The organism is Streptococcus oralis (assembly GCF_019929365.1).
Classification (GTDB): Bacteria; Bacillota; Bacilli; order Lactobacillales; family Streptococcaceae; genus Streptococcus; species Streptococcus oralis_BT.
Map to the genome: position 1 here is coordinate 320,769 of NZ_JAHZPH010000001.1, position 15,495 is coordinate 336,263.

At 40.6% G+C, this 15,495-nt stretch carries 9 protein-coding genes and 1 pseudogene; 4 read left to right on the forward strand and 6 right to left on the reverse strand.

Features of this window, described 5'->3' with window-relative positions; translation table 11 throughout:
• The first annotated feature begins 354 nt into the window (after positions 1-354).
• Positions 355-1,368: a hypothetical protein gene (locus tag K1I53_RS01645; RefSeq protein ID WP_223327809.1), complete on the forward strand. Its 1,014-nt coding sequence runs from the start codon at positions 355-357 to the stop codon at positions 1,366-1,368.
• Positions 1,369-1,841: 473 nt separating this feature from the next.
• A pseudogene (locus tag K1I53_RS01650) lies at positions 1,842-2,430 on the forward strand (IS982 family transposase); the annotation flags it as partial.
• Between the two features lie 781 nt (positions 2,431-3,211).
• On the opposite strand, the gene K1I53_RS01655 reads toward K1I53_RS01650, so the two are convergent.
• Genes K1I53_RS01655 through ylqF form a run of 3 tightly spaced genes read right to left on the reverse strand, consistent with a single transcriptional unit; the run spans position 3,212 to position 6,396 of the window.
• Complete coding sequence (locus K1I53_RS01655) at positions 3,212-4,762, reverse strand: ClC family H(+)/Cl(-) exchange transporter (RefSeq protein ID WP_223327811.1); 1,551 nt, start codon at positions 4,760-4,762, stop codon at positions 3,212-3,214.
• 16 nt (positions 4,763-4,778) lie between these two features.
• On the reverse strand, positions 4,779-5,558 hold the full coding sequence (locus K1I53_RS01660; RefSeq protein ID WP_223327813.1) for a ribonuclease HII: 780 nt from the start codon (positions 5,556-5,558) through the stop codon (positions 4,779-4,781).
• The gene (ylqF, locus tag K1I53_RS01665; RefSeq protein WP_223327815.1) at positions 5,545-6,396 is read right to left on the reverse strand and encodes a ribosome biogenesis GTPase YlqF; all 852 of its coding nucleotides are present in this window, start codon (positions 6,394-6,396) and stop codon (positions 5,545-5,547) included. Before ylqF ends, K1I53_RS01660 begins: the two co-directional genes overlap by 14 nt.
• Before the next feature lie 209 nt (positions 6,397-6,605).
• Between ylqF and mazE the strand changes: the two genes are divergently transcribed.
• Both mazE and K1I53_RS01675 read left to right on the forward strand, forming a co-directional pair.
• Positions 6,606-6,821 carry a type II toxin-antitoxin system PemI/MazE family antitoxin gene (gene mazE, locus K1I53_RS01670; protein ID WP_045617137.1) on the forward strand — a complete coding sequence of 72 codons (216 nt, stop codon included), beginning with the start codon at positions 6,606-6,608 and terminating at the stop codon, positions 6,819-6,821.
• The gene (locus K1I53_RS01675) at positions 6,805-7,161 is read left to right on the forward strand and encodes a type II toxin-antitoxin system PemK/MazF family toxin (RefSeq protein ID WP_223327817.1); all 357 of its coding nucleotides are present in this window, start codon (positions 6,805-6,807) and stop codon (positions 7,159-7,161) included. Before mazE ends, K1I53_RS01675 begins: the two co-directional genes overlap by 17 nt.
• A 33-nt stretch (positions 7,162-7,194) precedes the next feature.
• Here the strand turns inward: K1I53_RS01675 and K1I53_RS01680 are convergent, their stop codons facing one another.
• The 3 genes from K1I53_RS01680 to rexB form a co-directional block, all read right to left on the reverse strand.
• Complete coding sequence (locus tag K1I53_RS01680; RefSeq protein WP_223327819.1) at positions 7,195-8,373, reverse strand: hypothetical protein; 1,179 nt, start codon at positions 8,371-8,373, stop codon at positions 7,195-7,197.
• 122 nt (positions 8,374-8,495) lie between these two features.
• Positions 8,496-12,149 (reverse strand): helicase-exonuclease AddAB subunit AddA, encoded by a 3,654-nt coding sequence (gene addA, locus K1I53_RS01685; RefSeq protein WP_223327820.1) that lies wholly within the window; start codon positions 12,147-12,149, stop codon positions 8,496-8,498.
• Entirely contained in the window at positions 12,146-15,421 is a 3,276-nt protein-coding gene (rexB, locus tag K1I53_RS01690; protein WP_223327822.1) for an ATP-dependent nuclease subunit B, read from the reverse strand. The genes addA and rexB overlap by 4 nt, the downstream gene beginning before the upstream one ends.
• Positions 15,422-15,495: the final 74 nt, after the last annotated feature.

Genomic DNA, 15,495 nt, shown 5'->3' on the forward strand with positions numbered 1-15,495 from the left:
TTTATTTTCGGATTCTACTGATGTTACCTCTTTGATTAATGCATCCTAATATTGAATATAGGACTCCTGAATTACTTCGATAAAAAAGTTAACTACAGAAACAACGGAATTAAATTTGTTTTTTGCGCTAAAATGATGCGCACGTTTAGAATAAAACAAGTATTAAACTTAATACAATTTTAACATAGCGGAAAAGAGGTGTAAAGAATAAATACTCTGAAAAGCTTGTATACATTTTTGATTCGTGCACAAGTATGTAAATATTGTAAAACAATTTCAAAATGTGGTAGACTAGATATGAATTTTGATGGACGATAATTAGGGACGATAATTAGGTCAGAGAAAAGGTTACAGATGGAAAAATTAGTTTTTATCGGAATGCTAGTGTTCTTGGCATTTGTGTTTATTGGAATATTGTTTTGGCTGCGTTTTAGAATGAAGAACACCTTTGAGAACGGTGTTCCAGTGTACGATACCCCAGCAAATAATCAGACTAGGACGAGTAAGCTAAGCGTAGGAGAGTATGCAGTGCACATAATTTTAATACTAATTAGCGCTGTAATTGCCTTTAAGGTCATGAGCATGTTCCGTCATGGGGCGGCGCCAATTGGTGCTGCTATAATCACGCCTTCTATAATGTCGCTTTTCAATGCACGAAGGAGAACCGGGAAATCTTGGATGAGTATCGTTGCAGTGCTTATGATATTCGTGTTTTTGATGTTTGTATATATAATTATAGGTCTACCTGATAACGCACCTCCACTTAAAATTGACGGAACTGAAATTCATCTTACAGAGACTAAGATTTCGGATTTGATAGACAAGGGGTTTGAAATTTATGTGTCAAATGGTAGACATGATTATCCTAATTATAACGAGCTTTTGACAACGGGAAGCTATACTAAATACCAAGGAGCTGGGGTTAGCGTACCAAACGGCTTTAAGTCATATGACTCAGCAGTTACGCGATCTACCTATCTTCTTGTAAAGAAGAATGTAGTTCTCGGATGTATAGGTGTTTACGGAGATAAGAGGAAGAGTACGGAGCTGAAGGACTGTGTAGTTACGCAGGTTTGCTTCGATTCTGAGTGCACAGCTGTTGCCAAAAAATATGGAATTTCATATAATATAGATGGTATAGATTTGCTAAAGAAGCTTGACGAAAACGAGTTCACGAAAGTATTTGGGAAAAAAATATGGCTGACTCCAAGCGAGCCAAGAGATGAATATTTGAGTCATTATGGCATGCAGTGGGGAGCAGGTAACAATGAATTCTTTTGGAATCATTATTTTATGAATTTAGACCTTGATTCGAATAATGATATAGTTAATTTTAATTTTAGTTCTAATATTGCAGCAGAGCGATAGAAGAATTTGCAGGGATAATTAGGCAAAATGAAAAAGAAAAAAGTACTAAGTAAGACAAAGTATGCTATTTATCTTCTAGTGGTCCACCTTATATGCATACTTTTCACTATAAGCAAAATAGTGATACCTTCATGGGGTCACTGGTTAGAGACGACACGCTTTCTTTGGACAAGCTTTCCTACCTATGTATGCGTGTTAATAGCCATTCTCCCAATGGTATGCTTTTGGCCATATTTGATTAGTGCAGATTTTAAACCGGGTACAGCAAAGACCTTGCTTGCAACTTTTGGTCTAATAGTAGGTAACGTGACTCTGATTTTGATATATACGACTATTTTGCACAAGGTATTATAGGTATAAAAAAATCCCTTTATAGGGATTTTTTGATTGCTTCAAGTAGCTCGTCATATTCTTCAAATGCTGGAACTTCTGGGTGATCCTTCTTGATTGATTCGGTGCTTCTAAACAAGAATCCTTGTGGGTGTCTCCTTGAAAGAACTCGGTTTAATCGACGGTCAAGGCAGTTGATTTGGTTAGTCCAAATTATTCGGCAAGCCATAAATACTCAAATTTCTCCCAATAACATTGTCATCATAGATAGTTTCCCCTTATCACTTTGTCAACCAGTCCGTAACCATAGAGCACATGTTTTTAATGAACTAGCCGACATTGGTTACAATTCCTCTAAGCACCTTTGGGTCTATGGATTCAAAGTACATATGCTGGTCACCCTATCAGGCTATATTCTGAATTATGTTGTAACGCCTGCCTCAGTACATTATATTGGGGCAGTTGATGACTTACTAGAAAATTGTTCTCAACCCTATGTTTTAGCTGATTTAGCTTATCTTAGCTATGAACTCAGAGAACAGTTGAAACAGAGCTAAACAACATAATCATTAGAAACTAATGGCTATGAGACGGACTATTGAAACTCGATTTTCAGAACTTTGTGCTTTTTTTGATGTCGAACAAACACTAGCTAGAGGCTTAACAGGATTGCAGTTGAGAATGGAGCAAATTGTACTGACTTATAATCTGAGATACTTTGAGATTAACTAGCACCACGAGTAAAAATCTATATCTTACTATCAATAAGACCTTAAATGAGTAGCAAAAAATGTACAATTGAACCACTACTTCTTCTGCATCTATTAGAGTAAAAATGTACAAATCAATTCCTTAAATCAGATGATGTTATGAACTAGAAAATATACAAAATAACACTTCAAAATAATGTACAAAACAAAAATAAAGTACACTTTTTAAAGAATGTACTTTATGCTTCTAATTCAGTTATATCAATGGTTTAGATCATGTTAAATCAATTGTACATAAATTTTTAGTTTTTATAGAAAGGAATAAAATAGAAAAAAGACTTAGATCTATGAAATACAGAACCAAGTCTTAGGAGTTATTATTGTGAATCATTATCTAGTGCTTTTTCTAGTTTCCAAATACTAAACCAGAATGAAATAGTCAGCAGAATAAGGAAAATAAAAAAGAGATTATCAGTAACGAAACTTCTGTTCATTCTACATAACTGAAGAGCTATATAAGGAGCTATGAGATACAAAATACATTGTACAATTGCTATTGTTTTCTTTTTCATGATTTTAATCTTACTGTACAGATTTGATACAGTAAACTCCTTTCTAGCTTTATGCTTTATCATTTCTAACTTAATTATAGTCTTATTTTTACCAAAGTTCAATTAGTTATATGTGAAATATCTTATCTGAAAAAATAACCGATCTCATTTCTGAGAATCGGTTTTCTAATGTAATTTATTATTAAGAAATCCATAATTCAAAATACATAACATAAATTATGTAAACATCACCTACAACAACAAATCTTTGACTTTTCCAATTTCACTTTTTGGAATCACCAGGTGAATCATATCACCCAGATACATTCTAGTTGAGCCGTTAACTGTTTGGCTTTTGCCATTATGGACTTGGGTTGTAATGAGGATGTTATGTGGTAAGTTGAGTTCGTGAACCTGTTTTCCAGCGATCTTATCTGATACAGGGATTTCAATAAGGGTGACTTCTCCTTCGTCTGTCGCTTTTTCTGGCAGCATTTTTTCCAGCATGGCCTCATAGACTGGAGCACCCTTGAGTAGATCCATGACGATGTAAGCTACCAAGGTCACTAAGCCAAGTGGCATGAGGTTGCGAATATCTCCAACCATCTCGGTTACGAGTATCATAGCAGTTAAGGGAGCCTTGGAAATTGCCCCAAAGTAGCCACTCATTCCTAAAATGACAAATATAGGAAACTGCTCTTGACTGACAAGCTCAAGATTGACACAAATGACACCGACTAGGGCACCAAGTAAGGAACCAAGCGCCAGAATGGGAAGGAAGATTCCTCCTGGGAGACCACTTCCATAGCTGATCATGCTCCAAACAAAGCGAATCAAAAAGTAAGCTAATAGAACTTGGAAACTAAACTCTTGCTCAGTTAAAGAAAGAACGACCTGATTTCCACCACCGAGAATTTGAGGTAAGAAGATCCCGACTGGTATGATAAGAATAAAAGCCAAGATTGGATAATAAGCTCTATCCAAATGGATTTTTTGACCAATCCAGTCATAAACTCGACCAACATTGAGTACAGCTTTCTCATAGAGAAAACCAGAAAGTCCGAGAAAAACTCCCATAAGGAGGTAAATCCAATACTGGTCTAGGGTCATGAGAGGAATGTTGTCTGGCATATCCAGTACGGGTGTTAGGCCAAATATGAGTAGTGAGACAAAGTTTGCTACGAGACTAGCTGCTAGTGTTGAGACCCAGAAAAAGCGTGAAAAATGATGATAGACTTCTTCTACAACAAAGAGGAGACCTGCTATCGGCGCATTAAAGGCAGCTGCTAATCCTGCAGCGGCTCCACTGGCAATCAGGGAGCGTTCCTCTACTGGGCTAGAGTTGAGCCACTTGGCAATGCCTTTACCACCGACCGCTCCAAGTTGAATACTTGGCCCTTCTCGCCCCAGCATGAGCCCACTGGCAATAGCAAGAATACCTAATACATATTTTTTCCAGAGGACACTCCACCAGTTAAGAGTCATCAGTCCCTTTAGTTCGGCTTCGACTTGAGGAATTCCTGACCCCTTGATGTCTTTTTCCGACCGAGTTAATCTAGCGCTGAGCCAGCAAACTATTAAATAAAATAGGCCAATGATAAAAAGATTGCGCACTAGGTGCGCTTGATCTTGATAGAGTCCTTGTATCAGGTGGAAACCCTTTTCGATTAAGAAACGAAAGGATCCGACGATTAGTCCGACGACGAGACCAACAATAATTCCTCGTCCAACTTGGGATAATATGGTACTTGAGGCAAAGGCAAATTCTTTCTTGGAGCTGAGTATTTCTGACTGTTCCTCCATAATCATTTCCTCCAACTTAACTTTCTTTATTTGTTTCAACCAGTGATTTTATCGGTTCAAAACTGGTTCGATGAATGGGAGTAACTCCTAGTTTATCGAGACCTTCTAAGTGTTTAGCTGTTCCATATCCAGCATTGGCAGCGAAATCATAGCCAGGATATTGGTCATCATAGTCCTTCATAATATTATCCCGTGTCACCTTGGCCACTATAGATGCAGCTGCGATGGAGAGGGAGTTGGCATCTCCTTTGATAATGGAGGTTTGTGAAATTGGTAACTCCAGTTTCATGGCATCTATCAAGAGATGCTCAGGTTGTGGGTTTAGCTGGGAGATTGCTTCTTTCATGGCTAGTTTGGTCGCTTCATAGATATTGACTTGGTCAATGATGTGATTATCCATGATACCAATTCCGATTGCTAAGGCTTGGTCTTGAACAGCTTGAAAGATTTCCAAATGTTTCTTTTTGGGGATCTTCTTGCTATCGTTGAGGCCTCTAATCTTACAATTTTTTGGTAAAATAACGGCTGCAGCGACTACAGGTCCAGCCAGAGGACCACGACCGACCTCGTCAACACCTGCTATTAGGGTCAATCCTTGTTTGTAAAGCTCTTTTTCATAGGAAAGCATAGATTCCAAACGAAGATCCTCATCCAGTTCTGCCTGAATGGCTTTTTTACGCTTGTTGATTTCCTTTTGAACTCCAGAACGAGTATCCTTTTCCAGTTCAAGAAAAAGGGAATTGTCTAATTCTTTGACAGTAGCAAGAAGTTCTCTGATTTCTTTAATCGTCGTCATCGATGTCGTCCAATGTATCTAAGGTATAGTTACCGAGTTTTCCATCACGAACTTCCTTCACGAAAAGACTGTAAAAACGGTCGTAGTCGTCACGGAAACCGAGGGCGCGTGTCATATCCATGATAATAACAGGTGCTTCTTCTTCAATTTTCATTTGTTTGAAGCGTTCAGCTAGCTTTTCTGGATAATGCTCTTTGAAATAATTGAGACCAAAAATAGTCACTTCATCCATTGGAAGCAACTGGTCTTTAATTGCTCCAGTTAGGGCTAGTTTGAGTGCGACAGTATCATCCTCAAACTTAGGCCAAAGAATCCCTGGCGTATCTAGGATTTCAAGGTCTTTATTGGTTTTGAGCCATTGTTGCCCCTTGGTAACACCTGGTTTATTGCCGACAACTGCAATCTTTTTCCCAGCCAAACGGTTCATGAGAGTTGACTTACCGGCATTTGGAATTCCGATAATCATAGTACGCAAGGTTTCGATCTTGATACCGCGTTCTCTCTGGCGTGCAATCTTATCAGCCATAAGCTTTTTAGCAGCATCAGTCACAACTTTTACAGTCACTTGCTCTTTAGAATTGATTGCCAATGTTTGAATTCCCTGTGATTCAAAGTACTGACGCCATTCTTTTGTCATTGCTGGATCAGCCAGGTCAGCCTTGTTCAAAATCAAGAGTTTTGGTTTATCACCAACAATTTTATTTAACATAGGATTTTGACTAGATAAAGGTAGACGCGCATCCACCAAAATTGTCACAAAATCAACAAACTTTAGATTCTCCTGAACTTGCCTCCGAGCCTTAGACATGTGGCCTGGAAACCATTGAATAGTAGCCATTATATTTTCCCCTTCCGACTAAAAAAACGTAATAAAACGTTTTCTTTCTCACCATCTATTCTATCATAAATTAGGTGCTTTTGCACAGGCTTTGACTAAAATAAAATTACGCTATGATACATAACTTAATCTATGTAATTTTATATCTACTTGACTTTTTTTGCTGACAGGTATATACTTGGTGTATACAAATTCGCGGAGGTAGAGCGATGAATACAGTAAAGACACGAAAGGTGGGAAATTCTCTCACTGTGACCATTCCTAAAAATTTGGGTATGACAGAAGGTCAAGAAATGGTTGTCTATAAAGGGATTGACGGAGTCATTGTCTTAGCTCCAAAACTGAAAGATCCTTTTGATGGGATTACTAATTTGAGAATGACAAACGATTTTGAAGGGGTAAGGTCACTTGATAGCGAAATCTGAGTATATTCCTGAAAAGCAGGATATCATTTGGCTTGACTTTGATCCATCAGTTGGTCAAGAAATCCAGAAACGGCGACCTGCCCTGGTTGTTTCTAGGAGAGAATATGCCTTGCAAACTGGTTTTGTAGCTGTCTGTCCCATCACTCATGGTCAACAACGTTTGGCAGAAAAAGGTTTGCTCGTTCCTGTCTCGTCGGACAAGGTAGATGGTGCTGTCAATCCATTTCAACTGTATACCTTTGATTTTCGGATGCGCAATGCTCAAAAAATAACAAGAATGGACACGCAATGTTTTCAGAAAGTCGTCCAACTTTACCAGTACATCTTTGGAGATACTTAAATCCTACCATGCATAGACAAGGTAGGATTTTTTCTATATGAGTAACCTATCTAAAAACGGATGAAGACAATTGAGGAGAATCCCTCTAGTCCAGCTTTCTTGTGCAGATGATAGATGTTCTGCCTGAAGGCATTCTTTTAGAAAATCGCGGACTTGTTCTGGTGCAATTTCAAACTCAAAGGCTTTCATCTTGTAGAAAAAATCGATGAGATGCTCAGATAAGTAATCATCTGAAAAGCGTACTTCTCCACTTTTTCGATATTCTAATAAGAGTCGAGAAAATATAGCTTTTTCATCAGGTAAATCCCGAAAATAAGAATTAAGAAGCCAAGTCTGCTTCTGCTTTCGTTCAATAGGATCTTGATTTGCAATTCGCTGTTCCTTTTCCAGCTCTTTCTGGTTTTGTTTAGCCTTGATAGCCCGTTCGTCTCTATTCTTACCAAAGAGGATTTTTTCCCATTTTCGTTCTTCTTGGGTCAAGGTTTCTGTAAAGCCGAAGTAATCTTGATAGGCTCGTTCTGCAGGTCCCATAGCAAGAATAAGGTTGTCAGCGTATTGCTTGGCGATTTTATCTCTTTTCTTGCGTTCTTTCTCTGCTTGAACCCGTAAATGCTGCTCGTAGTCAAATTTCTCCTTGCCAAGTTTGACAAGGTAGAGTTGTTCATCGGTCTTACCAAGTAAAAAGGGTTTGATACACTTTTCCAGCACTTCTTCCATACGAGCCTTCTTCTTTGGATCTGCCTTGGTCCAACTTCCGCCTTGAAAGACTTCTAGGAAGAGCTGATAGTCTTTTTCAGGCGCAAATTGATTGCCACGATTGGCTTTGAAAACACCTTTCTCCCAAAACCATTTTAGAAGTCGTTCGTCAAAGTCGTTTTTATTGACCTTGATTTTTCCTTTATTTTGAGCCTTTTTGGTTAAATTTTCAACTTTTCTGAGCAATTTTTCTTCCTCTTCGAGTTGCTGGTCGAGGCTAATACGATGAAAATGGCGAACACAATCACTACCGATTGGAAAGAGACGTTGGCCTGTAACTCCGTTAAAGAGTTCGTAAGCGTATTTTATGGCATTCCCACAGACACAATTACTACGGCCAATGCCATTAAAAATCAAGGAAACTTCATTCCATTCCTTGGTAGCTTGATCCCAAGTATCGGCTTTTGAAGCCTGTAAAACCGCATCGTGCAGAGATTTTCTAACTGGAAGTGTCATGAGGTCTCCTTTCTAATACTCAATGAAAATCAAATAGCAAACTAGGAAGCTAGCCGTAGGCTGTACTTGAGTACGGCAAGGTGAAGCTGACGTGGTTTGAAGAGATTTTCGAAGAGTATAAATTATACTTTTACAACTTGAACCTCGTCTTTTCCGAGCAAAATCAAGTATTTTTCTATGTTTTCAATCAAATAGGCTCGTGATAAGGCCTCACCATATAGAGCTAACTGACCACGATAGCGGTCTATGAGTTGACTTGGTTCATCGTAACGATCTGTTTTGTAGTCGAAAAGAACGATACGCTCCTCATAAAGCAGATAGCCATCCAAGATCCCACGAACAACAAAGTCTTCCTGACTCTTTTGATCTTTTTTGAGCATGGAGAAAGGTTGCTCGCGATAAAGATGGCTGGTATTAGCGAGAATCTCCTGACCAAGTGCTGTGTCAAAGAAAGCTAGGATTTTAGAAAGATTGATCTTGTCTCTGACAGCTGGGCTGGTTTGAACTTGTTTGAGAGTTTCCGTCAGGCTAGCAAGTGTTGGTTGTTGACTGAGGTCAATTCTCTGCATGAGTTCATGAGTAGCACTACCAATCTCAGCTCCAGTTACCTTTTCTTTGGTTGAAAAATCTGGTAAATCAAAGCTGATTTTCTTCTCTGGTGATTTGGTTTGGTTAGCAATTTGAACACCCTCCATATCCATAACGGGTTCGTAGAATTTCTTGATTTGGCTTGGAGTCTGGACACTAGGAAGTTCAATGGCTGCGCGGTGGAGACTATTATAGATTTCCACCTCTTTCAGCATTTCCAAAGCTTCTTTGATGGTTTCTGACTGGCGGTTGTCTGCTTGAGAGCTATCTTGGAGAGGGCTCTTGTTTTCCAACTCTCCAATAGCTTCTCTAGTCAACTGGTCTTCACCAACAAAGCGATAGCTAAAGTTGAGATCTTCCTTGGCAAATACTTTACTGATAGCCCAGACCCAATCTTGGAAATTTCTTGCTTGCAGTCTGGTATTGCTATCTAATTTTCCGTTATTTGCTGCTGGGTATTCCTTTGCTTCCAGCTTTTCACGAGAGCCTTTACCAACAAGATAAAGCTTTTTCTCAGCTCGCGTCATGGCAACATACAGCAGACGCATCTGTTCAGAATAGCTAGCCAGTTGCAATTCTTCTTCATTCTGCGTATAAGTTAGGCTAGGAATGGAGAGTTTGATGGTTTTAGGATAATGTGTTTCCACTGCTCCTGTTTCCACCTTGGCAATGTATTTGACACCAAGCCCATTTTGACGACTGAGAATGACGTCTGACATCGAGTCTTGCTTGTTGAAGTCCTGATCCATATTGAGGATAAAGACATAAGGGAACTCCAGCCCTTTGCTCTTGTGAATGGTCATAAGTTCCACGGCATCTTTAGGCGGTGCGACGGCTACGCTTGCGAGATCGTGCTGGGCTTCTAGGACTTGGTCAATCATACGTATAAAACGCGCCAAGCCCTTGAAATTACTCTTTTCAAACTGGTCAGCTCGAAGAGCTAGGGCGTAGAGATTGGCCTGTCTGGCTGGACCATTTGGCAAAGCTCCAACATAGTCATAATAAAAACGGTCGTTGTAAATCTTCCAAATCAAGTCATAGAGAGAGTGAGCTTTGGCATACAGGCGCCAAGAATCCAAAATATCCATGAACTGATTTAGTTTTTCAGCTAGAACAGTGTGAATCAAGTTTTTCTGGCTAGCTACTTGTTTTTGAGCATTGACCAGTTTCTCATAGAGATTTTCTTGGACTTTGTCCTCTGCTTTCTGAAGGGATAAGCGTGCCAACTCGTCCTCATCAAAACCAAACATTGGAGACTTCATAAGGGCAACCAAGGCATAGTCTTGCAGGGGATTGTGAATGACACGAAGAGTGTCTAGCATGACTTGTACTTCTAGGGATTGGAGGTAATTGTTTTGTTCACCGTCTGTTTTGACAGGAATCCCGTACTCAGACAGAGCAAGAAGAATCTGGTCATTACGACTGCGGCTGGAAGTCAAAAGGGCAATTTCCTTAAAGGCTACACCTTTCTCTTGGTGGAGCTTCAAGATTTCCTTGATAACTACGCGCATTTCTCCTGTGAGTTTTGTTTCTGTTTGGTTCTCTTCTTCCTCTTGCCCACTATCGTCCTTATCGTAGAGGAGAAATTCTGCCTTGTTGTCTGAATTAGGAGTCAGTTTGGTATTGGCAAAAACAAGTTGGTGCATGCTGTCATAGTTGATTTCGCCGACCTCTTGGTCCATGAGACGTTCAAATACATGGTTGGTTGCTGACAGCACTTCTGAACTACTACGGAAATTTTCTTTAAGAAGAATCAACTTGCCTTCTTGAGGATTTTTCGTATAGCGTTGGAATTTCTCATTAAAAATCTGTGGATCTGCCTGACGGAAACGGTAGATGGACTGCTTGATATCTCCCACCATAAAGCGATTGTGACCATTAGATAACAATTCTAGCATCCGTTCTTGAATGTGGTTGGTATCCTGATACTCATCGACCATGACTTCATGAAATCTCTCCTGACAAGCCTCGCGGACATGTGAGAAATTCTCTAAAATCTCAATGGTGAAATGGCTGATATCAGCGAATTCAAAAGCATTTTCCTGGCGTTTACGTTCTCGATAAGCCTCTACAAAATCGCTCATAAAGGTTTGGAAGGTTTTACCTAGCTCCCAAGTATCTTCATGATAATGTTCTTGGTAGTTGAGAACTGTTATCTGGTCCGCCAGTTGTCCTAGTTTAGCAAACTGGGCCTTTCTATCGTCGTTATAGGCATCAGCCAGTGGCTTCAAATCGGCCTTACGACTGGAGTTAGCCAGAGCCCGACCATTTTTTTCCTTCGAGATGGCGACAACACGCGCAAGCACTGCTTGATAAGCCTGACAATCGGACTCTTGATTTAAGGAGCCAATTTCATCCAGAACCTGTTGAACAGCTTCTAAATAGGCAGCTTTGGGAAACTCCTTGGCATCGTTACCCAGATGATAACGGAAGAAACTTTCCAAGTCCCAAAGCGCCTGCTTGATTTGCTCAGTTTGTTTGTCTTTTTCATTTGCAAAGTCAGCTTTTTCAAACCCTTTGAGAAAAGACCCGTTCAGCCATTTTTGGGGGCTACTGGTGGATTGAAGAAAATCATAGATTTTGTAGACTTGCTGGCGCAGACCTCGTTCATCCTTGCCTCGCCCAGCAAAGTTCTTCACCAAGCTACCAAATTTCTCTTTATTCTCACCTTGGTAATGATCTTCAAAGACCTGATGAAAAACTTCGTTTTTTAAGATTAACTGTTCACTTTCATTTTGCAGAATACGGAAGTTCGGTGCGATATCAATCAGATACCCATGTTTGCCAAGGAATTTTTGTGTGAAAGAGTCCATGGTTCCGATAGCAGCGTTTGGTAGATCTGCCAACTGGTGTCCCAAGTGTTGTTTGAGATCGACATCGTTGGTTTCTTGGATTTGTTGGCTAATTTTTTTCTCCAAACGTTCTTTGAGTTCTGTAGCAGCCTTGACGGTAAAGGTCGAGATAAAGAGTTGAGAAATTTCGACACCACGCGCTAACTGATCCAGAATACGCTCGGCCATGACAAAGGTCTTTCCAGAACCAGCAGACGCTGAGACTAGGATATTCTTACCAGAAGTATAGATAGCCTCAATTTGCTCGGCTGTTTTCTTCTGTTCTTTGCTCGAACTCGCTTCTGCTTCTTGCAATTTTTTAATTTCTTCCTCAGTTAAAAAGGAAACGGGCCTCATCGGTTCAACTCCTCTCTCATTTTCTCAAACCAAGCTTGCTTGAGTTTTTCTCCGACCAAACGCTTGCCATCGGCTAGGTCTAACTTTTCTAGGAAACGTGCTTGACCCAAATGGTAATTGGCTTCAAAACCTGTAATGGCTTGATGTTGCTGGACGTATGGGGCAATACTTCTTCCGTTCTCTGTGTATGGATTGATGGCGAACCGGCCTTTTAAAATCTTTTCTGCGGCCTTCTTATAGAGATGTGCATTGTAGTCTAGTAAAAGCTGGAATTCTTCATCGGTCAGCTGGTTGGCCTTATTTTTATTGTAAAATTCCCCCAAGTGACTACTTTCTTTCTCTAAAAAGAGGCCTTGGTATTTCATAGACTTGCTGGCTTCTACTACTGCTCCTGTCAAACTTTTAACGGTCAACAGAGATTGGACAGGTTCAGCCATCTCCAAGTACATAGCTCCGAAAAAGTTCTTCTCTCCTTCTCTTTTTAGGGCAGCTAAATAGGTTGGCAGTTGGGAATTAAGCCCATTGAAGAAATGAGGAAACTGGAACTGGGTCAGACTAGACTTGTAGTCCACCACTCCTAGTGCTCCGTCAGCTTTCAAACGGTCAATTCGGTCAACCTTGCCTCTCACATGGACACTCCGTCCATTATCCAACTGAATAAAGGCCTGATCTTTACCACCAAATGTTGCCTCCTCTTGGATGGTTTCGATAGCTGGATTATGACGTAGGATGTGGCCCGTAGTTCGCGCGACATCAAGTAGAACTTCCTTGGTAAACTGGGCTTCCAAACTTTCCTGATAAATAGCTTCAAATTCGCGTTCTTGGCTGGTTTCCTTGATAGCTTGCTCCAGACGTTGGTCAAAGGAATTTTCAGCAGGTAGTTTCAAGGCACGTTCAAAAATACGGTGCAAGAAATTCCCGTGACTGCGAGCATCTGGACGAAGGCGCAATTCTTCCTGCAAACCTAAGACATAACGGAGGAAATAGCTGTATTCATTGCGGTAAAACTCCGTCAAACCAGACGTAGACAGGTAAAACTCCTTGTCAGCTGGATAGAGAACCTTCAAGGTCTCTTTCTCTAATGGTTTGCTGCTTGGGCTAGTTGGGAGTGCAGGATTTGTAAGACCTTTTTGATCAAGTTTTTTCCCCATCACACGCGCTAGAACCTTGACAAAGGTCACATCTTCTTCATTTTCACTAGAACCCGCCTGCTGATGATAGGAAACGAGACTAGACAAGAGACTGTGATATGAACCCATATCATCCTTAGACAGACTTTTTTGATGAATCTTCTTCTCTAACCGGCTAAATCCAAAACCCACCAGTTCCTGAAGATAGGCTGATTCCTTGCTCTCATTTTCATTAAGAAGACTTGGAGCTGACAAAATCAATTGTTTACGGGCAGCATTGACCAAGGAAAGCATGGTATAGCGATTTTTCTTGAGATTTTCACTACTTGCAATCAGTAATTGCGCTCCCTCTTCAGTTGCTTGATTTAGGCTTTGTCTTTCTTCATCTGTTAAAAGGCTTGTATTTTGCGCAATTTTTGGTAAATGATCCTGAGTCAGTCCAATAGCGTAGACAAAGTCAGCAGTCAGTGGTGCAATCAAATCGTAACTCTGCACCAGAACTGTGTCCACTGTTGCTGGAATAGTACGGTACTGAGAAAGGCTCATCCCGGAATGAAGCAAGGCCAGGAAGTCCTCCAGACTAACTTGTGAACCAGCAAAAACCGTCGCAAATTGTTCTAAAACATGGCAGAAGGCTTTCCAAACTTCGGCTTGTCTTTCCTGTTCTAGAGCTTCCATAGTAGCTGTCAAGTCTTGCATCTGCTTGCTTAAAGCAGAGTTTTTTAGAAATGTACTCCACTTTTGCAAGAGATTTTCAGCCTTCTGTTTCCGACTGGCTAATAAGGTTTCAAGTGGTGCCAAAACTCGCAGACGAAGAGAATTTAGACGCTCTAAATCAAATTTTCCATGGTGGGATTTTGTGAAGGTCTGCTGAAAAGCTGGCAAGCCATTGATGCCAAGATAGCGGAGATATTGCTCAAAAGCATCAATATCCGCTTGGCTAAGGTCAGTATACAGACCAGTTCTGAGGAGATTAATCAAATCCTCCTGACGAAAACGGTAGCGTTTCAAACGCAAAATAGACTCGACATACTGAGTCAAGGGATGGTGGGCCATGGATTCGCTTCTACCAAGATAGAAAGGAATCTGGTACTGGTCAAAAATGGTCTTTAAGGACAACTGATATGAAGCCACATCTCCCAACAGAATCCGAAAATGCTTGTAACTCAGTTCTGGATGGTCATGTAATTTTTGACGGATGCTGCGGGCCACCAACTCCAACTCTTCCTTTTGTGTCAAGCAAGACCAGATTTGCAAGTTTTCACGGTCCTTCTCATCAACATCCAAAGTGAGTTCTGAAAAGTCATAAGAAGACTCCAGCAAACGAGATGCCTTGTCAAAGCTATCCATTTTGTCATGAGTCTGAGAGCGGTCTTGGGCAGGCGTCTGGTATTTGGCACCTAAATGATGAAGAAATTCTACACTGGCTTGGTAGAGATTGCCTTCGACGAACGGACTAGTATAAGCCTTCTTACTTGCATAAGCACCAAGGACAATCTCAACACCTTTGCGATGGAGTAGATCCACTACACGCTCTTCCTCAGCAGAAAAACGGGTAAATCCGTCAATGACCAAGGCAATCTGACTAAAATCACTACTTACCTTGTCATTCTCAATAGTCTCAATCAAATGGGACAACTGACTTCCCTGAGCTAACTGGCTTTGATTAAGATAGGTAGCCACTTTCTCAAAAATCAAGAGTAAGTCTGCTCGCTTATCCTCATCTGTTAAACTTTCCAAGTCCAAAAAGCTCATCTGAGCAGTCGTCATCTCATGATAAAGTTCAATCAACTGCTGGATAAACTGAGGATCTTGTTTAATCGCACCATAAACTCGCAACTCTTTAGGATCAAGTTCCGCAAGGCATTTATAAAAAGCCATTCCGAGACCGATATCATCAAGACTGGTCGTTGTAGGCAAGTCATTTAAAACCAGATAACGAGCCATCTGAGCAAAACGCGTGACGGTAATCGCAAAAGAAGCCTGCTGGGACAAGCATTCCAGCACGGCACGTTCCTTTTCAAAAGAAAGAGAGTTGGGGGCGATGTAGAAGACCCGCTTGCCCACAGCAACTAGCTCTTCTGCCTCTCTCGTTAAAATTTCAGTCAAAGAAGTCCGAATATCAGTATAAAGTAATTTCATCTCAGCCTCAGCCTCGTTTGGTTTATCAAAGTTTCTTACTCTATTATAGCAAAGTTCGCTTCACAGTCCAAATC